Raw genomic sequence first — 21597 nt, forward strand, 5'->3', positions numbered from 1 at the left:
TTATCTAGGCAAAAAGCGTTGCGACAATCATTGAGACAAATAAAATAGTTAAATAGTTTAGTGAGTAGACAAACATCATGCTAGCCCACTTTGTGTCTTCTTGTTTATTGTATTGAGCAAATCCTAAAAATAGCCATCCTATGTTTAAAACAGTGGCCAAAATTAGAAATGGAGTCCCTAATTGGTATAAATAAAGAGGTAATGGCAACAAACAAGCAATCCAAATGAGAATCTGTCGTTTTGTCAGCTCAAACCCGTGTACAACAGGCAACATAGGGATTCCCGCTGCCCGGTATTCTTCACATCTTCGCATAGCAAGAGCTAGAAAATGAGGGGGCTGCCAAATAAACATGATTAAAAATAATACCCAAGCCACTACATGTAAATTGGGATCGATAGCGGCCCATCCAATTAAAGGCGGGACAGCTCCTGATATACTTCCGATTACTGTATTAATTGTGTATAGTCTTTTGGACCACATGGTGTAAAGAACTACATATGTAAGTATTCCTGCTAATCCAATGAGAGCGGCTACTGAAGAAACAACTAGTAGCATAAGCAAGCCGGTTAACGTAAAACCGATTCCAATCCCAAGGACCGTCAAAGGTGTAAAACTCCCTGTCACTGTAGGTCGTCCCTTTGTTCGTTCCATTAGAGGGTCAATGTCACGATCTATGTAATTGTTCAAACTGCATGAACCGGCGATGATAAGTGAAGAACCTATTAAAGTAAAAAATGCTTTATCCAGGTTTTCTAAGAAGTGTTGTTCGTTGAAGAAAAGAGCTAGCCAAAAACCAGTAAAGGTGGTGATGAAATTCGAGTTGACTATTCCAATTTTAATCGTAGCTAAAAAATCTGACCAAACGGAACTATTTTCGCTTACATGAGCTGTGTTAGGCGATGCAGAAAGCGTTGAATCTTCCACCATTTTTGAATCTTCCATGGCGCTTCCTCCTTTACTCATCCACAGACTTTTATCTAGTAAATAAAGAGTCTATAAATGAAGGCGTTTTCAACATATTTTTACAAAAATCTCCTCTTTGTTCACAAAGAAGTCATATTCCTCTCACCAAAGCTACTTAAAAGCTTTACATGTAAACGGTAAAATAGTAGAGAAATATCTATTTCTCATGTTTATTAAACCATATTTTGCCGTTACTTTGTGAAGAATTCATGAAAAAAATATGGATTTTTTTTGTCATGAGCTAAATGCATGTCCCTGTCACTTGTTAAAAGATATTTGTGCAAGTAAAATAGTTTTCTGTACGGTACCTTTTACATATCTGCAGAGTCAAACTCATGAATAAACCTTACACTTTCTACCATTATAACAAATTCAATCAAGTTTATGGAGAATAAATGAAATTTATGTTTAATATACAAAAAGATTAGGATAAATTGTTTAGCTCGTTATATTACTTACTTTGCTTTTAGGATGGTGATTATTGTGCGACTTGGATTAAAATTTTTATCCGTTGTGACGAGCATGGCCATGTTACTTATTCTGCTTGGCGGTGCCCTTGTCACGAAAACTGGTTCAGCAGACGGGTGCGGAGATTCTTGGCCTCTGTGTAATGGACAGCTCATTCCTGACCCTTTAACATTTGAAACCGTTGTTGAATTAAGCCACCGCTTAGTTTCTGGCGTGTCGGGCTTTCTTGTGCTCGCTTTATGCGTATGGGCATGGATTTCACTAGGGCATATAAAAGAAGTTAGACCTTTAGCGTTTATCTCTTTTTTCTTCCTAGTACTGCAAGCATTAATTGGGGCCGCTGCCGTTATGTGGGGACAATCAGATGCAGTGCTTGCTCTTCATTTTGGTATTTCTCTTATTTCGTTTGCTTCTGTGCTGCTGTTAACACTTATTATCTTTGAAGTGGATCAAAAGCTCGACGCAACTAATATGCAGCTAGGCTCTAAAATGAAAAAACATATTTACGGGGTTATCTTGTACACATATGCCGTTGTGTACACGGGCGCGCTTGTTCGCCATAAAGAAGCTAGCTTAGCTTGTCCAGACGTTCCATTTTGTTCAAACGGAAACGGTTGGCTGCCTGTTGATTTGAATCAGTGGATTCAAATGGGACATCGATTCGCTGCTGTTTTAACGTTTGTATGGATTTTAGCCGCCTTTATCCATGCAGTTAAATATTATCGCCATCAAAAAAATATTTTTTACGGATGGTTAGCTGCTCTCATTCTAGTTACTTTTCAGGCGGTTTCCGGTATGCTTGTTGTTGTCACACGTCTGCAGCTAGAGCTCGCGCTTGCTCATTCTTTAATTATCTCTTTCCTATTCGGTGTATTAAGCTATTTAACCTTACTTGCAACGCGTCATACACATAATTGATCAAAAAAGGTACGAGCTCTGAGCTCGTACCTTTTTTGATCAGCTTTCTAATTCAATTAATAAATCTCCCGGCTGAATGCCATCTCCACTCGACACGTGTACTTGTTTAATCACGCCGTCAAATGGTGCTTGCACGGTTGTTTCCATTTTCATTGCTTCTGTGATCATTAAGTGATCACCTTTTGAGACTTTATCGCCTTCTTCTACTACTACTCGAATAACGGTTCCAGGCATTGAAGCGCCGATGTGGGCCGGATTTGCTTGATCGGCTTTTTGTTTTGCCGTAACGGTTGTTTTAACACTTTCGTCTTTAATCACGACTTCACGAGGCTGACCGTTCAATTCAAAGTATACTGCTCGCGTACCGTCTGCCTGCGGTTCTCCAATGGATACAAGGCGAACAATTAAGGTTTTTCCTTTTTCAATCTCAATTTCAACCTCTTCTCCTAAACGCATGCCGTATAGGAAAGTCGGGGTATCAAGAACAGAAATGTCCCCGTATTGTTCGACTGCTTTGTGATAATCCATAAATACTTTTGGATACAGCGCATAAGCAATGGCATCAAAACTCGTTACTTGACGATTTAAGTCTTTAAACAGCTTTTCTTTCACTGCATCAAAGTCCACATCTTCTAACAGTTCTCCAGGACGAACTGTAATAGGTTTTCTACCTTTTAGAATGATGCGCTGAAGCTCTTTAGGGAATCCCCCGTGAGGCTGTCCTAAATACCCTTCAAACAATTCAATAACTGAATCCGGGAAGTCAAGCGTTTCACCGCGCTCAAACAGCGTTTCTTCTGTCAAGTTGTTTTGAACCATAAACAATGCCATATCTCCAACTACTTTTGATGATGGCGTAACTTTTACAATATCACCAAATAACAAATTCACGCGTGAATACATATCTTTTACTTCATCCCAGCGGTTTCCTAAACCAACTGCTTTTGCTTGTTGCTGTAAGTTGCTATATTGACCCCCTGGCATTTCATGCACATATACTTCTGTATGAGGAGCGTTCATGCCGCTTTCGAAGTCTTGGTAATATTTTCGCACGTCTTCCCAATAGTAAGAAAGCTCTTCTAGATTTTTAATATCTAGATTTGGTCTGCGGTCCGCACCTTCTAATGCGTAATAAAGAGAGTTAGCACTTGGCTGAGACGTTAAGCCTGCCATTGAGCTTACGGCTACGTCTACAATGTCTACACCTGCTTCAATTGCTTTGGCATACGTGTATACACCGTTTCCGCTTGTATCATGCGTATGAAGGTGGATTGGAATATCAACCGTTTCTTTTAGAGCCGATACTAAATCATAAGCTGCCTGTGGTTTTAAAAGACCCGCCATATCTTTAATGCCCAGGATATGTGCTCCAGACTGCTCAAGCTCTTTTGCTAAGTTCTTGTAGTAATCCAAATCATACTTACGGCGCGTCGGATCTAAAATATCACCTGTATAACACATTGCTGCTTCTGCAATCTTTCCTGTTTGACGAACGGAGTCAATTGCAAGAGTCATTCCTTGCACCCAGTTTAAGCTGTCAAAGATACGGAAAACATCAATACCTGCATAAGCTGATTTTTCAACAAATTCTTTAATTACATTATCAGGATAGTTTTTATATCCAACCGCATTTGACGCGCGAAGAAGCATTTGGAAAAGAACGTTTGGCGCTTGTTGACGTAAAGTAAGCAAGCGATCCCACGGATCTTCTTTTAAGAATCGATAAGCGACATCAAACGTTGCTCCCCCCCACATTTCCATAGAAAATAAATCTGGAAGCAAGCGTGCAGTTGGGTTAGCTACTTGTTTTAAGTCGTTTGTACGAATACGCGTTGCTAAAAGAGACTGATGGCCATCACGGAAGGTTGTATCCGTTAATAGCACTTCCTTGCGTTCTTTCACCCAATTTACTAGCCCTTCAGCGCCTTTTTCATCTAAAATCTGCTTTGTTCCGTTTTGAATTGGTTTGCTTATATCCACACTAGGAACGCGCGGTTTTGTAAAGATTGGCTTTTTCTTTTCCGATACACCTGGGAATCCGTTTACCGTAACATTCCCAATGTATGTAAGCATTTTAGTTCCGCGGTCTTTTCGCTTCGGGAAAACAAAAAGTTCAGGCGTTGTATCAATAAATGATGTATCATAAGCACCTGTTAAGAACTTATCATGCTTCACTACATTTTCAAGGAACGGAATATTGGTTTTAATTCCACGAATACGAAATTCTTTTAAGTTCCGTACCATTTTTGATGCGGCTTGATCGAATGTTAATGCCCATGTTGTTACTTTTACTAACAGTGAATCATAATAAGGCGTAATTACAGCACCTTGGAAACTGTTTCCCGTATCTAAACGTACGCCAAAACCGCCACCAGAACGATAAGCCATAATCTTACCCGTATCCGGCATAAAATTGTTTAACGGATCTTCTGTCGTTACACGAGATTGAATCGCATATCCATGTACGTGAATTTGATCTTGTACAGGAATGGATACTTCCTTGCTGTGAAGCGCGTAGCCGTCTGCAATTAAAATTTGGGATTGAACGATATCAATACCTGTAATCATTTCAGTAATTGTGTGCTCTACTTGAACACGTGGATTTACTTCAATAAAATAAAAATCGTTTCCTGATACTAAAAATTCTACTGTACCAGCATTTATGTACTGCACTTTTTCCATCAGCTGCACAGCTGCTTCACAAATGCGGAGACGTAAGTCTTCATCTATAGAAACACTTGGTGCTACTTCTACTACTTTTTGATGACGACGCTGCACAGAGCAGTCGCGTTCATAAAGATGCACAACATTTCCTTGTTCATCACCTAAAATTTGCACTTCAATATGTTTTGGATTTTCAACTAGTTTCTCGACATACACTTCATCATTACCAAAAGCAGCTTTTGCTTCTGATTTAGCACGGTCATAAGATTCGTTCAGGCTGTCTGCATCGCGAACGATACGCATGCCTCGACCGCCTCCGCCCAAAGCAGCTTTGATCATTAGAGGATATCCATGCTGATTAGCAAATTCTTTTGCTTCGTCAATTGAATTAATAGGACCATCCGTACCAGGAATAACGGGAATATCTGCTTGAATAGCCTGATGACGTGCTTTTACTTTATCCCCAAACATATCAAGATGCTTGGATTTTGGACCAATAAAAATAATGCCTTCTTCTTCGCAACGTTTCGCAAATTGGATATTTTCTGACAAAAAACCATAGCCAGGGTGAATAGCATCTACATCATGAGACTTAGCAATGTCGATGATGCCTTCTATATCTAAATAAGCATCAATCGGTTTTTTCTCCGCTCCTACTAAGTAGGCTTCATCCGCTTTGTAACGGTGATAAGAACCTGCGTCTTCCTTAGAATAAATTGCAACAGTCCGAATATTCAGTTCAGTACATGCTCGAAATACACGAATCGCAATTTCTCCTCGGTTTGCTACTAATACTTTTTTGATTTTTTTAGTTACAAAACTCATGTTGCTAATCTCCTCTCAATTTCGTATAAACTTCAATATATAGCAAAATTGGATAAAAGAAAAGCAAAAATCAATGGAAAATGATAAAATTCCAATAAATTTTTGCTTTTTTTACACAATTTTTTCACGAAAATCAATCGCTTGTTGTTGATGTATTGTTCGGATGTAGCACAATATTTTCCGTATCTTTCTGTTTTTTATTTTGATAATTTACGAAAAACGAAATATTTACAATAATTCCCATAGATACCATCAGTGTTAGCAGCGAAGACCCTCCATAACTGATAAACGGAAGCGTGACGCCGGTAATCGGAATGAGTCCCGTAAGTCCTCCAAGGTTAATGCCTGTTTGAATACCAATCATACTGGCTACTCCAATACAAATCATGCTAGCAAACGGATCCTGAGATTTTTTAGCCAGCATTAAAATCCTGAAAATTAAGAAGCCTAAAAGGCCCAGCACGAGCATAACTCCAAAGAACCCTAATTCTTCTGCAATAATAGCCATAATGAAATCGGTATGGGGCTCCGGAAGATAACCATACTTTTGTACACTTTCTCCTAAACCAAGGCCTTTTAAGCCTCCTGTACCTATTGCTAAATATGAATTAACCAGCTGATAACCGGTTCCTTGAGCATTGGTAAACGGATCTGATGCACCGGTAAAACGGCCAATTCGATTGGCAGTAAACTGACCTGTAAAAAAACCAATCGTAATAATTACCGTAAGCAAAATGATACCTAGTGCTAGCATGCGGAAAAAGGTTTTTTTAGAGATTCCCGAACATAGCATAATGGTAACAGCAATAGCAAAAATAATTGATCCCGTTCCAAGGTCAGGCTGAATAGCTACAAAGCCTAATATTAGAAATACAAGACCCATAGGTCCAAAAAAAGCTTTTTTGATGTTGTCAATATACTCTTGCCTTTTAGACAAAACATACGATAAGTATAAAATGACAACGAGCTTGGCATACTCAGCCGGCTGCATGTTTGCCCCGCCAAGCTGCAGCCAACTTTGCGCATTGTTACTCGTATGTCCCATTACAAACACAAGCAAAAGCAGTACAAAAATGCCTAGAATCGCATAAGGCAGTATTTTAGGATACAGCTTGTAAGGTGTTAGCATTGTTAAAATGAACAATACAAGCGTAAAAGCAAGCCACATTTTTTGTCTGTTGTAAAAGAAATCGCTTGACGTATGATATCTTGTAATACTTACAATCATACTTGAACTGTAAACCATAACTAGTCCAACCGCACAAAGAAGCAGCACTGGAATTACAATTGAATAGTCAAAATGCCTAAATATTTTTTTTACCATAACCCTCTTCCTTTAAAAATGACGTGTTTCTGTTTCGTTTCATTTTTTATGTACAAATTTGAGTAAATTAGGAAATTTCAACCACCTGTAATAAAAAACTCAAACTACGTTTGTATATAGTTTGAGTTTCGATCGCGTGATTTTTATTTTTTTGTAAACGCTTCATGCAGTGCAGAAAGTTCACGCTCGAGGCGGTCTAGCAATGTTTTTCCAACACGTTCATCAATTAAACCAAGACGAACTGCAAAATCAATTTCTCTTGATAAACCAAACATTTGTGTATCTAAAACCTCTTCATAAAGAGGACATTGTGGCATTGTTAAGTTATCCATTTGAACTTGAATTAATTGCAAAATCTTATCTGCATCAGCTTTTAACAACGCATACGCTTTTTCACGATGATCTATCATTGTCTCAGGCGTCAAACTCAATCCCTCCGTTCGCGAGCGATTACCTAATCTATCTCTCAATTTTAAAGGCTATGCTCCAAAAAAGCAAGGATAAACATGTCCGTGAGGCTGGCCGTCTTTTTTATACTGTTACTTTCTCAAAACCGTTACCATAGATGTAGGAAATTTCGCACTTTCGTTGACCTTTACATTATATCATACGAGAATCACTCTCAACTAAATTTTTTCATCAAAGTGACAAATAAGTAGAAAGCGCTTATACTTTTAGCAAGGGGGCATTTATGATGAATTCAATTATTATGTTAAAAGGAAAAGTAAAATATACGCTGACACTCGACCCAAGCGTGTGGATTTTCGATGACCGCAAGCTCGATATGGAGGTTTTCTTTGAACATCCACCGGAGCAAAAAGACGAAACAGAAGCGTACACAAAGGCTGTTTCGAAGCATTGGGACCGTGAAATTCAAGAGGGAGCCGTCTTTCCTCCTACGTTAAAAACTGAAAAGAAATTCAAAAAACAGGAGCTAGTAAATGGAACATTCGGCATTTTATTTGCACCTTTTCTAGCTAACGCTTCACCTACTGAAGAAGCTACCAACGTTTCATTTAAAACAAAAGACGCACTGATTTCTTTTTCATTAGAAGAAGCACAAAAACTAATCTTTGGTTTCAGCCAAGATGGAAAGCCTCTTAGAGAAGATGGGCCTATCTATGTCTATTTACCTGACGGATCCAACCGAAATAACCCTATTAAATATGTGGAAGAAATCATCGTTACATAACAAAAAAAGCGGGGTTCCAAAAGGAACCCCGCTTCTTTTAAAGAATATCAGCTGCTAATTGTGCTAGCCCGGAGCGCTCTCCTTTGATTAACCGGACGTGGCCCGATACTTTTTGCTCTTTAAACTTTTCAACTACGTACGTTAATCCGTTGTTATACTCATCTAAATAAGGATGATCAATTTGAGCCGGATCTCCCATAAGGACAATTTTACTCTTTTCCCCTACCCTTGTTAAAATTGTTTTAATTTCATGCTTCGTTAAATTTTGCGCTTCATCAATAATAATGAACTGCTCCGGAATGCTTCGGCCTCTTATATACGTCAAGGCTTCCACTTCTATTGAACTGAGCCCCGCTAGAATCGCATCCAGTTCTCCAGGTTTTTTAGTGTTGAATAAGTACTCTAGGTTATCATAAATTGGTTGCATCCATGGACGAAGCTTCTCCTGCTTTTCTCCTGGCAAGAATCCAATATCTTTCCCTAAAGGAACAATTGGACGAGCTACAAGTAGCTTTTTAAAACATCCTAGATCTTCCGTCTGCATAAGTCCTGAAGCTAAAGCAAGCAGCGTTTTACCCGTACCTGCCTTTCCAATTAACGTGACCAGTTGAACGTCGTCTCTAAGAAGAAGTTCTAAAGCCATAATTTGCTGAACATTTCGAGGTTTGATTCCCCAGATATGATCATATTCAAATAAAAGCTTTTTTACTTTCGTTGTTGTTTGATCGACAATGCCGATGGCTGATCCGGATCCCCCAAATGCATCTTTCATCACTAAGAATTGATTTGCAAAAAAGGAGTGGTTCGCAATTTGAGACGTTAGCAGCTCTCCTTTTTCGTAAAATTGACTCAGCAGTTCTTTTGCAATATAGACTTCCGAAAAGCCAGTATAAATACTATTGAATTCCACTACTCGATCACTTAAAAAATCTTCTGCTCTTAAGCCGATTGCGTCAGCCTTCACACGTACCAACACATCTTTACTCACTAGTATCACTTCACGTCCATCTTCTTTTGTTTCCTCTTCAAGAGATAGATTTTTAGCAACAGCTAAAATTCGATTATCATTTGTTTTTTCCACAAAGATTTCTTGAAGCTGTTGAAAAGAGCGATGATTGAGTTCAATTCGCAAATGGCCCCCATTTTCTAAAGGGATTTTCTCATATAACTTTCCATGTTGTCTCAAGTTATCAATGAGTTTGGATACCTGCCTTGCATTTCGTCCGACTTCATCCATATTTCTTTTTTTCGAATCAACTTCTTCTAGTACAACGGCCGGAATCACTACTTCGTTATCATCAAATGAAAAAATTGAATGCGGATCTTGTAATAAAACATTCGTATCTAATACATAAATTTTTCCCAATAATTCAGCCTCCTACTCCGATTGTTTTTCCTGTAAGGAGTGAAACAAGGCACCCATCCATTTATATACTATGTAACGCACATGTGTGAAGTGACCTTAAATGGACGGACCATTTTCTTTAAATATATGAACACGTGTATAAAGATAGAAGAACTATTAGAAACTAAATACAAATTACTACAAAAAATGAGTCATTCATAAGGAGGAGTCTCCCACATGAACAAATTTTTTCTATCCATTAGCTTATGTTTTATTACACTAACCGGCTGCAACAATAACCAAGCAGACGTTGAAGAAGGGCAAAAAACAGATCGAATTGTACAGGTCAAAAATTCATCTCCTGAACGCTCTCACAAGCGTACTGCTAATGAAATATCAGCTCATTTAGTTGAACTGGCTTCAAGCGTTCCGAATGTAAATGATGCTACTGCCATTGTGCTCGGTAAGTATGCAATCGTAGGCATTGACGTTGGCAAAGATATTGATCGTTCAGAAGTAAGTTCAATCAAATATACAGTTGCCGAAGGTCTGAAAGCTGATCCGTACGGTGCTAATTCTGTTGTTATTGCAGATCCTGATACGGTCGCTCGGCTAAAACAAATTGGAAATGAAATTCGCAAAGGTCGGCCGGTTACAGGATTTTTAGATGAATTAGCAGCCATTGTAAACCGAGTGATGCCTGAATTTGCAGAAGAAATTCGCCGAAATCCTAGCTCAACAGATACAAACAATCAAAAATTAAATAATAAACAAGAGCAAAATTTAAAGAATGAGCAGGAAAAACAATCTAATAATCATCTTCAAAAAAATAAATAAGAAAGTCGCTTAGCGGCAGGCTGCTGCTAAGCTTTTTTTATCGCTTCAATTACTTGCTTATCGAGTTTAGCAGCTGCTACTGGATCATAGGTCTTTTCATATGAAGGGTTTACTGAAATCTTAGAACCATAGAACATGACATCTCTTACTTCATTAATATCTAGTTCAATTAGCGTCAGCTTTAAAGCTACTCCTTCTAATTTTTCTTGCACTACCTCAGCTATTCCGCTGATTGAGTAACATGATTCATTAGCAAGAATATTTACCACTGCTTTATTCGTATGTTTAATGTTTTCTACAATCCTCGATTTGACATCTACGGCAAATCGAATTTTTTGTTTAGTCGGAGCTACTAACCACGAAATGGCACTAACATTTGGACCGTTTGTTTCAAAATCAATAGTTGAAATGGTTGCAAATCTCTCTGTCTGTAGCTCATCGTATAATGCATCTACTAGTTGAGTCTCGACTTCGTTGGCCATTTTCATCCCTCCTACTGTTTATGTACTTACTAGTTACTATCTTCGAGCTAACAAGCAAAATTACCTGCTTCTTTCGGAATGTTTTCCTATCGTTCCTTTTCTACTGAGAGACAGCGCCGTAAAAAAACTTTATAAAACAAGAATTTTCGGCTAGAATGATGTATAGAGAAGTTGAGGTGATAGAAATGAGAGTACAATGTGTCATGTGCGATAAAATTGAAACAATTGAGGATGAAACGCTCGTAGCAAAACGACTGCGCAACCGTCCTATCCATACATATATGTGCAATGAATGTTCTGAACGGATTGAAAAACGAACAAAAGAACGCATAGCTACTGGAAACTTTAAACTATATGAGTCGAAAAAGACAGAGGAGGATTGGTAAGGTGCTCCGATTAGGAATAAGTATTGGCATGTTAAGCGGGATTATCCTTGGGTTATGTTTAAAATGGATAGAATGGCTAACCGGCAAACAAGTTTATACCCTTTTATTAAATGTTGATTTTATTCCTATCATTGGCCCTATTCAATGGCCTGAATGGGTAGAGTTTGTTTTTCATTTATTCATTGCCGCTGCAATTGGGATCGTTTTTGTTTACATAGTAGGTAAATTAAATAATATGTCTATTCGAAAAATCGTATTGTGTTCCTTTTTATTAACACTTCCAACCATTCCTTTGTATTTTCCATTGACGCTGCTTGCGCTCAAGCCTACGCCTGCGGTGGATGATGCAGTAGCGATTTTTTATTGGACAGCTGGCCATTTAATTTTCGCAGCCGCTCTTGTCTTCGGCTATATCATACTAAAAAGACGCTTGTAGCTACAAGCGTCTTTTTATGTAGTCTTTTATGAACCCAACGTGGAGTTTTGCTTCTTAGCCTGATACAGCCGTATTTTATAAATAATTAATACAAACGCTGCAACCACAAGCCCTTCAGCTACAGGTAAAAAAATGCCTAAAAACGTTAAGATCGTGCATCCAAAAGCTAAAAATAGATAAATAACCATAGATTTTAAAAGCGGTAGCTTCTTTGCAAACCCGAGTTTGTACACGAGAACAGATAGCCCTAAAATGGTAAAGTATAACAGCCACATTCCTATTTTTGCATGTTCATCTACTTGATACAGAGCTGCAAAAAATGAAAGGTGTTCTTTTACATCCATATTTCTTCCCCCTATTCCTTACTTTACATTATTCGATATAAGCCACCTTTTTCCTTTCCAAATCCCTCTTTTATAAAACGCTTTCAAAAAATAGAAAATTCTGATATAATAGATAAAAAACAAGCCGCTAGCAGATAGAGCTAACGACTTACTTTTTTTATTATTTCGTGTCAGCGTATTTTTTCTTTTTCGCTGCTTTTTCACGTTCATTTTTATCAAGAACTTTTTTACGTAGACGAATAGATTCTGGTGTGATTTCACAATATTCATCTTCGTTTAAATATTCAAGTGATTGCTCTAGAGACATAATACGAGGTTTTTTCATACCTGTTGTTTGATCTTTATTCGCAGAACGCATATTCGTCATTTGCTTCATTTTACAGATGTTAACAACGATATCATTTTCACGAGTGTGTTCTCCTACGATCATACCTTCGTATACTTCTGTACCTGGCTCAACGAAAATTGTACCGCGGTCTTCTACGCCTTGGATTCCATAAGTAGATGATTTACCGCTTTCCATAGAAACAAGCACACCTTGACGGCGACCTCCAACTTGACCTTGCTGCATTGGTTGGTAGCTATCAAATGAATGGTTAATGATACCAAATCCACGAGTTAACGATAAGAACTCAGTTGTATAACCGATTAAACCACGTGCAGGAACCATAAAGATCAGACGAACTTGACCGCTGCCGTTGTTAATCATATCAACCATTTCACCTTTACGAGCACCCATTGATTCCATAATAGAACCCGTATGTTCTTCAGGTACGTCGATTTGCACACGTTCAACTGGCTCACAGCGAACGCCATCAATTTCACGAACGATTACTTCAGGTTTTGATACCTGAATCTCATATCCTTCACGACGCATATTTTCAATTAAAATAGATAAATGAAGTTCTCCACGTCCTGAAACAACCCATACATCCGGTGAATCAGTATTTTCCACGCGTAAACTTACATCCGTCTCAAGTTCAGACATTAAGCGCTCTTCAATTTTACGAGATGTAACAAATTTACCTTCACGACCAGCAAACGGTGAATTGTTTACTAAGAACGTCATTTGTAAAGTAGGTTCATCAATACGTAAAATTGGCAGTGCATCTTGGTGGTCAAACGGACATACGGTTTCACCTACGTTGATGTCTTCCATTCCTGATACAGCGATCAGGTCTCCTGCTTTTGCTTCTTCGATTTCAACACGCTTTAAGCCTAGGAAACCGAATAATTTTGTTACACGGAATTGTTTTACCGTACCGTCAAGCTTCATTAATGCAACTTGCTGGCCTACTTTCATTGTTCCGCGGAATACGCGACCTACACCGATACGACCAAGATAGTCATTGTAGTCAAGCATTGCCACTTGGAATTGAAGTGGTTCGTCGCTGTTGTCTACCGGTGCTGGAATGTGCTCGATGATTGAGTCAAATAGAGATGACATGTTCTCATCTTGCTTTTCAGGATTCGTGCTAGCCGTTCCGTTGATTGCTGAAGCATAAACAACAGGGAACTCAATTTGTTCCTCGCTTGCACCTAGTTCAATAAATAAGTCAATTACTTCATCCACTACTTCAGTTGGACGAGCAAAGTCACGGTCAATTTTGTTAACAACAACAATCGGCGTTAAGTTTTGCTCTAATGCTTTTTTCAATACAAAGCGAGTTTGAGGCATACATCCTTCATATGCGTCTACTACAAGTAGAACACCGTCTACCATTTTCATAATACGCTCAACTTCTCCACCGAAGTCAGCATGTCCCGGCGTATCCATAATGTTGATACGCGTATCTTTATAATTAATAGCTGTGTTTTTCGCTAAAATTGTAATTCCACGCTCACGCTCAAGGTCATTTGAATCCATCGCACGTTCTTCAACATGCTCATTAGTACGGAATGTTCCGGACTGATGTAATAATTTATCTACTAACGTTGTTTTCCCATGGTCTACATGGGCAATAATGGCAATATTACGTAAATCTTTACGAATGTTCACGCATTTCACTCCTATGCTTGTAATAACTAAGCTATTATATCACACTAACTCTAGAATTGCAGAATGATTTTGTTGTACACTATAAATATCCGTTATAAATGGGAGGAATCAACATGAGAAACATTAAGTGGGTATTTGTTTTATATGCATTTATCGCAACTGCGGCAATTATGTCAATCGGCATATTTATCGGAGAAGGAAGCGCTCTCGGGGTCATTTTAGCTATCGCAGCTTTAATTGTTGTAATGGGCCTTGGCTTTACGACTAAGAAAAAAATGCGAGAAAAAGGGCAGCTGTAATTTTTTTGCGATGATTGAAAGCGTCATGGCCATTTGCAACATCAAAATGGTTCATGACGTTTTTTCATCACAAAATTCTTTGACTACACGTAAGTCTTCACTTCTATTTTATTTATTCCACTTTCCTTCAAGGTACGTACGAAAGATTTCGTCATGTAATGTTGGTTTGCTTACAAATACACTGCTTTTTTCAAGAATTTCTAACGGCTTTCCTTCTAAATCCGTCATAACTCCTCCAACTTCTTCAATCAATACTTTACCGGCAGCAAAGTCCCATGGAGCCAAACGTAGAGTAATGTATCCATCCAAGCGTCCAGCCGCTACGTAAGCAAGCTCAATAGCTGCGGATCCATATGAACGGGTCCCTCTTACTTTACGCACAAGCGGACTTAATACGGAAGGATCAATACGGCGGTTCTCAGTTACCCATGTTGCATTTAGGCTAATAATAGCTTGTTCAACTGGTACAGGTTCAAGTTTCGGCAATTGGATGTCATTCATAAACGCGCCCTGTCCTTTTAAAGCATGATACAGCTCATTATGAATAACATCATAAATATAGCCTGCTTGTCCTACACCATTTTCAAATATACCGATAGAAATAGCAAAATTCCGCTGCTGATGAACAAAGTTCATCGTCCCGTCGATTGGATCGATAATCCAAATCGTTCCTTCTTCTGATTCAAGCTCTTCTCCATATCCTTCTTCTCCGAGAATATGATGTTCCGGAAAGGTTTCATTGATTTTTGAGATAAAAAACTGTTCGATTTCTTTATCCATATTTGTTACTAAATCATTTGGATTCGATTTCGTTTGAATGAGAAGTTCTTTACTAAACGACTGTTGAATTTTTTGTCCAGCTTCTTTTAGCCACTCTTTAACGTATGTATCGATTTCTTTCCAGCGTTGCGTCATCTCAATTCCCCCTCAAAAATACGTCTCTTATTTAAGCTTAAAAAAACCTCTGCAAGATGTCAATTAACAGAGCACGTGGGAGAAGAACTGCCGCTTCTTCTCCCACGTGCTCTGTTACCACTTATGAATCTGCTCATTCAGTTTAATCCTTTTTTACAGTTTACCCTTATTTGTTCTATTTTATTCCCGTATCTGCTACTGAAGAGATATCATTTCTTCACGAAGTTTCTCGAGCTTTCGCTTACATTTTTGTTTTTGTTCCTCATTATTCTCCATCATGGCTTCATATAACGTCGCTAACTCGTAATCTAACTCCAAACGAATTACACCTAATCTTTTTTGTCCATCATTCTTCTTATACATATTCACCACTTGTTTCATGTTTCAAACACCCCTCTCAAATTATTGAACCCGCTTATAGAAAACTAAATTTTCAGATATTTTGATTGATATAGTCTATGTCGAAACCTAATCTCATGTAACTAAATTGTGTGATTACCTATAAAAAAATGATAGACACGTTTTGACAAGCATATGCGAATTAATTGGTGTTTATGCTTTTCATGTGGTAGAATCTTCGCGTAAATCATACTTACTTGCATAGATGCACAGCAGCTATACATATTCACTAAAAAACGGAGGTTTCACATGGCATTCTCAGGATTTTCACAAGATGACTTTAACGTATTCCGTATCGAGGGACTTGATGCACGTATGGAAGCCATCAAGACAACGATACGCCCAAAATTCGAACAATTGAGCAATCATTTTGCTCCTACTCTTTCTTCACTGTGTGGAGATGAAATGTTCGTACACATTGCCAAACATGCACGAAGAACAGTTAACCCGCCAGCAGATACGTGGGTAGCCTTTGCTAACAGTAAACGCGGGTATAAAAAGCTCCCTCATTTTCAAATTGGCCTTTGGGAAACACATGTCTTTGTGTGGTTCGCCGTCATTTACGAATCACCTATTAAAGAACAATTTGGAAAGCTGCTAAAACAAAACATTGAGGAGATTCGTCAAAATATCCCAGCCTCGTTTGTTTGGTCAAAAGATCATACAAAACCTGATAGTGACAAAATGGGCGACTTATCTTCTGAAGACTTAGAGAGTTTGTTTGAACGTCTAGAGACGGTTAAAAAAGCTGAGATCCTATGCGGTATTACAATTCCAAAAGAAGAAGCGATTGCAATGAACGGCGAAGAATGGATAGCTCGTATTGAACAAACATTTCATACGGTAACTCCATTATATGAACTAACTAAAAAAGCATATGCATAATTTTAACGAATTGATATAAAAAAAATGGAGCCAAGCTTGGCTCCATTTTTTACATTTTTATGATGTCTCCAGAAGAAGCAGCCTTTGCTTTTTGAATCGTTCGATAAGAAGAGTATTTGCTTTGATCTTCAAAATCGTTACAGATTGTTTTTTCTTCTGCTTTACTTGGCACAATTTCTTTAAATCGGCGATAGACTGCCATTAGGTGATCACGCTCAATACCTTTTTCATAAGCTCGTTCAATGCTTTCAAAAAACTTCACTACATCAATAATTTCTTCTGTACTCCAATCAAGGGAGATAGGGTATTGATATTCCACTTCTCATCACTCCATTTATTTCTTCAATCTATGTATATCTATATTCTTAACTCTATCACAATCTATAATGTACACAAAATTTATTCTCTTTTCACACAAAAGAATTTCTCCTTTTTTTTCTTTTTATTTTCTCTTTAAAATATCTTTGCAAATGGGTTAATAAGTGCTATAATTCTTTTGTTTTATGGGGATTTTCAAAACATAAAGAACTATAAAATCATGAGTAATAAGCAGTTTACAATTACTTGTATTTTTTTAACTAAAAATTGTATTTATATTATCAAACAGTAGTAAACATACACGTTTCATTCATTTATATAATGGTTAAAATCAAGAAAACTGCCGAATAGCATTTCTGTTGAATTTCTTTTATAGAAAAAAGATGTGATATTTTAATATGTAGAATTCAACAGCCACTAGTTTTTGGTATATAAAATTGAATGCTGTAATTTGATAAAAAAACAATCAAAGTCCCTCTAAGCTTTGCTTAGAGGGACTGACAATTTATGATAAAAGAGGTGTATAGCAAAGTTGTCTTCTCAATTTTCAACTCCATTATTTACTGGATTGGTTAATCACGCTAAGAAAAACCCAACACAATTCCATATCCCTGGACATAAAAAAGGAAATGGAATGGATCCTGAATTCCGCTCATTTATTGGCGATGATGCTTTATCCATTGATTTAATTAATATCGGTCCTCTTGATGACCTTCACCAGCCAAAAGGCATTATCAAACAAGCGCAGGATTTAGCTGCAGAAGCATTCGGTGCTGACCATACTTTTTTCTCTGTTCAAGGAACGAGCGGAGCAATTATGGCAATGGTCATGGCGACATGTGGGCCTGGAGATAAAATTATCGTTCCTAGAAACGTGCATAAATCTGTTATGAGTGCGATTGTTTTTTCAGGAGCTACGCCTATTTTTATTCACCCTGAAATTGACGAAAATCTTGGCATTTCTCACGGTATTACATCGGACTCTGTAGAAAAAGCCTTAAAGCAGCACCCTGAAGCAAAAGCAGTGCTTGTTATCAATCCAACTTATTTTGGAATTTCCGGAGACCTTCGTAAAATCGTAGAAATTGCCCACTCGTATCAAGTTCCTGTACTTGTTGATGAAGCTCACGGCGTTCATATTCACTTCCATGATGATTTGCCTTTGTCTGCTATGCAGGCCGGCGCAGATATGGCAGCAACAAGCGTGCATAAATTAGGCGGCTCTATGACGCAAAGTTCAATTCTAAACATACGCGAAGGCTTAATTTCTCCAAAACGTGTACAGTCTATTTTAAGCATGCTGACAACAACATCAACATCTTATCTGCTGCTGGCTTCTTTAGATGTTGCACGAAAACGATTAGCTACAGAAGGAAAAGAGCTGGCTGAACGTGCAATTTCTCTTGCTGAAAAAGCACGAAGAGAAATTAATACCATTGAGCATATCCGATGTATAGGCAGAGAAATTTTAGGGACAAAAGCTACGTATGATTTAGACCCTACTAAATTAATTATTTCTGTTTCAGATTTAGGAATTACGGGCTATGACGTAGAAAAATGGATGCGTGAAGCTCATAATATCGAAGTTGAAATGTCTGACCTTTATAATATTCTATGTATTATCACGCCTGGAGATACAGAAGAAGACCTTTCACGTCTGATCATGGCTCTGCGTGAGTTATCTGCAAAATTCCATAATCTTTCTGAGACAACGGCAAAACCGGCTATTTTATTGCCTGATATTCCTGTATTGGCTTTAACACCTCGCGATGCTTTTTACGCTGAAACCGAAGTGGTACCTTTTCATGAATCGGCAGGCCGTATTATTGCGGAATTTGTGATGGTCTACCCTCCTGGTATTCCTATTTTTATTCCTGGGGAAATCATCACTGAGGAAAATTTAACCTACATTGAAACAAACTTAGAGGCAGGTTTACCTGTGCAGGGTCCGGAAGATTTTGAATTAAAAACATTTCGTGTCATTAAAGAACATAAAGCAATTCAATAAAAAAGGTGCGGAAATCCGCACCTTTTTTTATTGAATTAATCTAAATCTTCATCTGCCTTTTGACATTCTCCGCTTTTACATGTTGAGTATAATCGCGTCACTTTCTCATCTTCGAAATGATCAATTGTGCAGTTACATGTTTGACATACGATTGTTCCCATTTTGTAAACTCCCCTTTAACCGTCTTTTTTGTAAGCGTTTTACAACTCTTGATATTATATTATTATGTCACATTAAATATGTCAACAACTAATTAGTATGTCACATTAAAAATATTTTTCACATAAATGTTATATTTGTTTTCAAAAAGCTGAACGCTTAGCATCATCTCTATTTATATGAAAAAACAATGTCTAATTTCACATCTATTTCAGCACTTTAAAATAATTAAGAAAAATAAGAATTTGTTCTCTTTCTGCTTTTTCTTACTAATAGGGTAGACATTTCATACAAACTTCACTAAAATGTATAACCATGTGGTTTCATGTATAGCTGAAAAGGCTATATGAAACACTATGTTATGTAAAATAGAATAGGAAAGGAGTGTTAATCGATGAAAAAACTGACTCCCGTTTTTATCATTTCGGTTATTATTGCTGCAGTATTTATCGTATGGGGTGTTATTCCGGAATCTACGCTAGGAAGCGCAGCGCTCACACCTGTTACATCGGCAATACATAGTTTTATCATCGAGAAATTTGGCTGGTATTATTTATTAGCGGCTACATTATTCTTGGTTTTTACGCTGTACTTAATTTTTTCAAAGTACGGAAACATTAAATTAGGTAAACCTGACGAAAAGCCTCAGTATGGTTATGTCTCGTGGTTTGCCATGTTATTTAGTGCTGGTATGGGGATTGGACTTGTATTCTGGGGTGTTTCAGAACCAATCAATCATTTTCATACTCCACCTTCTGGTGAAGGCGGTACAGCAGAATCAGCTCGTGCAGCTCTACGTTATTCGTTTTTCCACTGGGGTTTACATCCTTGGGCTATTTATTCCGTTCTTGCACTGGCCCTTGCATATTTTCAATTTAGAAAAGGTTATCCGTTCATCATCAGCAATATTTTACGTCCACTATTAGGAAAACGTGTTGATGGACCTCTTGGAACGATCATAAACGTCATCGCCGTATTTGCAACTATTTTTGGGGTGGCAACGTCTCTAGGACTGGGCGCTATTCAAATTACCGGTGGAGCCTCTTACTTGTCGCCAAGTATTGACAATAATTTTACGACTCAATTAATTGTTATTATTATCGTGACGTTCTTGTTCATGCTGTCAGCACAGACGGGGCTGAACAAAGGTATTAAGTATTTGAGTAACATTAATATTGTTTTAGCTATTCTGCTAATGCTGTTCTTGTTATTTGCAGGTCCAACCAACTTTATTATGGACTTATTCGTTACAACCATTGGCAGCTACATTCAAAACTTGCCGTCAATGAGTTTTCGATTGAGCCCGTTTGATAACAGCACCTGGGTTCAAGATTGGACAATTTTCTACTGGGCATGGTGGATCGCTTGGGCACCGTTCGTTGGTACGTTCATTGCTCGTATTTCACGAGGCAGAACCATTCGAGAATTTTTAATTGGTGTACTAGCTGTTCCGACCGTATTTGGTGGATTATGGTTTGCTGTATTCGGAGGTTCTGGGGTCTACTTAGACTTTTTTAAGGATCTTCCTGTTATGGATGTTATCAACAATAAAGGAACAGAAGTTGCTTTATTCTATGTACTTGAACAGTTTCCATTTGGTACGTTCATGTCCATTGTCGCTATTTGCTTAATTGCTACGTTCTTTATTACATCAGCTGACTCAGCTACATTTGTTTTAGGAATGCAGACAACAAATGGTGATCTAAATCCTTCAGGCTCTATTAAACTTACGTGGGGATTAATTCAATCGTTAACAGCAATCATTCTGCTTTGGACAGGTGGTTTGGACGCGCTCCAAACAGCTGCGATTATAGCAGCACTTCCATTCTCAATTGTGCTGGTGCTAACCGTCTTCTCATTAATGAAAGCATTTAAAGAAGAAGGCGCATTGAAAAGAGAAAAGAAATCTGTGTAAGACAAAAAAAGCGTTAGCTTATATAAGCTAACGCTTTTTTTATGCAATCTTACGCTGTGCAAAATAAAATTAGTTGATAACATGTCAAGCAGACAGCTGAAGTCGTACCCGTCATCATAAGCGCCAGTCTTTTAGATTTGACGTTCATTTCTGCTATGCCGTAAGCTAAATAAGCAAATACTAAAAATAAAATAATTTTAGATGTCAACTGATCACGTTTTGATAGCAATTCAACCAGTGAATAACCCACCCAAATAACAATGTGTAAGCTCCAAACGAAATACGTCTTCATAGCTCCTTCGCCGCCTTTTCATTCGTTATCCAAAAGAGCAATTTTTTTATTTACCTATAAGGAAAGCACGTCCCACTTCATATGTATGCATCTAGAGCTCATTTAAGACTGCCTCAGCGCTTTTTACACGTTTCCTCTAAAGGAGATACTCATCATCAACAAAAACTGTCTGACAAGCATCTGATACTTTATGAAAACCGTTTTCTTCAAAAAAAAAGCTGAT

At 37.9% G+C, this 21597-nt stretch carries 22 protein-coding genes; 9 read left to right on the forward strand and 13 right to left on the reverse strand.

Features of this window, described 5'->3' with window-relative positions:
• Positions 1–4 precede the first annotated feature (4 nt).
• On the reverse strand, positions 5–943 hold the full coding sequence (cyoE, locus tag ACFX4G_RS17410) for a heme o synthase (RefSeq protein WP_043979525.1): 939 nt from the start codon (positions 941–943) through the stop codon (positions 5–7).
• A gap of 504 nt (positions 944–1447) precedes the next feature.
• Between cyoE and ACFX4G_RS17415 the strand changes: the two genes are divergently transcribed.
• Entirely contained in the window at positions 1448–2350 is a 903-nt protein-coding gene (locus ACFX4G_RS17415) for a COX15/CtaA family protein (protein ID WP_034653460.1), read from the forward strand.
• Between the two features lie 39 nt (positions 2351–2389).
• On the opposite strand, the gene pyc is transcribed toward ACFX4G_RS17415, so the two are convergent.
• From pyc to ACFX4G_RS17430, 3 genes are all read right to left on the reverse strand, one after another.
• Positions 2390–5839 (reverse strand): pyruvate carboxylase, encoded by a 3450-nt coding sequence (gene pyc, locus ACFX4G_RS17420; RefSeq protein ID WP_377575910.1) that lies wholly within the window; start codon positions 5837–5839, stop codon positions 2390–2392.
• A gap of 133 nt (positions 5840–5972) precedes the next feature.
• A complete protein-coding gene (locus tag ACFX4G_RS17425) occupies positions 5973–7163 on the reverse strand; it encodes an FtsW/RodA/SpoVE family cell cycle protein (RefSeq protein WP_377575913.1) in 1191 nt (396 codons plus the stop codon).
• A 143-nt stretch (positions 7164–7306) separates the two neighbouring features.
• The gene (locus ACFX4G_RS17430) at positions 7307–7573 is read right to left on the reverse strand and encodes an Fpa/YlaN family protein (RefSeq protein WP_370506486.1); all 267 of its coding nucleotides are present in this window, start codon (positions 7571–7573) and stop codon (positions 7307–7309) included.
• A 281-nt stretch (positions 7574–7854) separates the two neighbouring features.
• Between ACFX4G_RS17430 and ACFX4G_RS17435 the strand changes: the two genes are divergently transcribed.
• A complete protein-coding gene (locus tag ACFX4G_RS17435) occupies positions 7855–8355 on the forward strand; it encodes a hypothetical protein (RefSeq protein ID WP_013082306.1) in 501 nt (166 codons plus the stop codon).
• 37 nt (positions 8356–8392) lie between these two features.
• Here ACFX4G_RS17435 and ACFX4G_RS17440 read toward each other — a convergent pair whose 3' ends face one another.
• Positions 8393–9721 (reverse strand): PhoH family protein, encoded by a 1329-nt coding sequence (locus ACFX4G_RS17440; RefSeq protein ID WP_013056072.1) that lies wholly within the window; start codon positions 9719–9721, stop codon positions 8393–8395.
• A 216-nt stretch (positions 9722–9937) separates the two neighbouring features.
• Here ACFX4G_RS17440 and ACFX4G_RS17445 point away from each other — a divergent pair, with 216 nt between their 5' ends.
• A complete protein-coding gene (locus tag ACFX4G_RS17445; RefSeq protein WP_377575916.1) occupies positions 9938–10537 on the forward strand; it encodes a YhcN/YlaJ family sporulation lipoprotein in 600 nt (199 codons plus the stop codon).
• A gap of 26 nt (positions 10538–10563) precedes the next feature.
• Here the strand turns inward: ACFX4G_RS17445 and ACFX4G_RS17450 are convergent, their stop codons facing one another.
• On the reverse strand, positions 10564–11019 hold the full coding sequence (locus tag ACFX4G_RS17450) for a pyridoxamine 5'-phosphate oxidase family protein (protein ID WP_013082304.1): 456 nt from the start codon (positions 11017–11019) through the stop codon (positions 10564–10566).
• Between the two features lie 185 nt (positions 11020–11204).
• On the opposite strand from ACFX4G_RS17450, the gene ACFX4G_RS17455 reads away from it, so the two are divergent.
• Both ACFX4G_RS17455 and ACFX4G_RS17460 read left to right on the forward strand, forming a co-directional pair.
• Entirely contained in the window at positions 11205–11405 is a 201-nt protein-coding gene (locus ACFX4G_RS17455; protein WP_013056069.1) for a YlaI family protein, read from the forward strand.
• Between the two features lies 1 nt (position 11406).
• On the forward strand, positions 11407–11841 hold the full coding sequence (locus ACFX4G_RS17460; protein ID WP_097823987.1) for a hypothetical protein: 435 nt from the start codon (positions 11407–11409) through the stop codon (positions 11839–11841).
• Positions 11842–11867: 26 nt separating this feature from the next.
• On the opposite strand, the gene ACFX4G_RS17465 is transcribed toward ACFX4G_RS17460, so the two are convergent.
• Entirely contained in the window at positions 11868–12185 is a 318-nt protein-coding gene (locus ACFX4G_RS17465; protein WP_377575921.1) for a YlaH-like family protein, read from the reverse strand.
• 160 nt (positions 12186–12345) lie between these two features.
• Positions 12346–14184, reverse strand: coding sequence for a translational GTPase TypA (gene typA / locus ACFX4G_RS17470; protein WP_028407947.1), 1839 nt, complete (start codon positions 14182–14184; stop codon positions 12346–12348).
• 113 nt (positions 14185–14297) lie between these two features.
• On the opposite strand from typA, the gene ACFX4G_RS17475 reads away from it, so the two are divergent.
• Positions 14298–14483: a YlaF family protein gene (locus ACFX4G_RS17475; RefSeq protein ID WP_016763441.1), complete on the forward strand. Its 186-nt coding sequence runs from the start codon at positions 14298–14300 to the stop codon at positions 14481–14483.
• Positions 14484–14591: 108 nt separating this feature from the next.
• Here ACFX4G_RS17475 and ACFX4G_RS17480 read toward each other — a convergent pair whose 3' ends face one another.
• Entirely contained in the window at positions 14592–15398 is an 807-nt protein-coding gene (locus ACFX4G_RS17480) for an inositol monophosphatase family protein (RefSeq protein ID WP_016763440.1), read from the reverse strand.
• A 195-nt stretch (positions 15399–15593) separates the two neighbouring features.
• Positions 15594–15779: a hypothetical protein gene (locus ACFX4G_RS17485; protein WP_013056063.1), complete on the reverse strand. Its 186-nt coding sequence runs from the start codon at positions 15777–15779 to the stop codon at positions 15594–15596.
• A gap of 267 nt (positions 15780–16046) precedes the next feature.
• Here ACFX4G_RS17485 and ACFX4G_RS17490 point away from each other — a divergent pair, with 267 nt between their 5' ends.
• The gene (locus ACFX4G_RS17490) at positions 16047–16682 is read left to right on the forward strand and encodes a YktB family protein (RefSeq protein WP_013056062.1); all 636 of its coding nucleotides are present in this window, start codon (positions 16047–16049) and stop codon (positions 16680–16682) included.
• Positions 16683–16731: 49 nt separating this feature from the next.
• On the opposite strand, the gene ACFX4G_RS17495 is transcribed toward ACFX4G_RS17490, so the two are convergent.
• Entirely contained in the window at positions 16732–17001 is a 270-nt protein-coding gene (locus tag ACFX4G_RS17495) for a UPF0223 family protein (RefSeq protein WP_013056061.1), read from the reverse strand.
• Between the two features lie 531 nt (positions 17002–17532).
• Here ACFX4G_RS17495 and ACFX4G_RS17500 point away from each other — a divergent pair.
• A complete protein-coding gene (locus ACFX4G_RS17500; protein ID WP_043979540.1) occupies positions 17533–19008 on the forward strand; it encodes an aminotransferase class I/II-fold pyridoxal phosphate-dependent enzyme in 1476 nt (491 codons plus the stop codon).
• Between the two features lie 35 nt (positions 19009–19043).
• On the opposite strand, the gene ACFX4G_RS17505 is transcribed toward ACFX4G_RS17500, so the two are convergent.
• Positions 19044–19169: a GapA-binding peptide SR1P gene (locus ACFX4G_RS17505; protein WP_013056059.1), complete on the reverse strand. Its 126-nt coding sequence runs from the start codon at positions 19167–19169 to the stop codon at positions 19044–19046.
• Positions 19170–19561: 392 nt separating this feature from the next.
• Between ACFX4G_RS17505 and ACFX4G_RS17510 the strand changes: the two genes are divergently transcribed.
• Positions 19562–21082 (forward strand): glycine betaine uptake BCCT transporter, encoded by a 1521-nt coding sequence (locus ACFX4G_RS17510; protein WP_057241788.1) that lies wholly within the window; start codon positions 19562–19564, stop codon positions 21080–21082.
• 49 nt (positions 21083–21131) lie between these two features.
• On the opposite strand, the gene ACFX4G_RS17515 is transcribed toward ACFX4G_RS17510, so the two are convergent.
• Positions 21132–21374 (reverse strand): hypothetical protein, encoded by a 243-nt coding sequence (locus tag ACFX4G_RS17515; RefSeq protein WP_043979546.1) that lies wholly within the window; start codon positions 21372–21374, stop codon positions 21132–21134.
• Positions 21375–21597: the final 223 nt, after the last annotated feature.

Source organism: Priestia sp. YIM B13486, from assembly GCF_042787865.1.
In the GTDB taxonomy this organism is placed as follows: Bacteria; Bacillota; Bacilli; order Bacillales; family Bacillaceae_H; genus Priestia; species Priestia megaterium.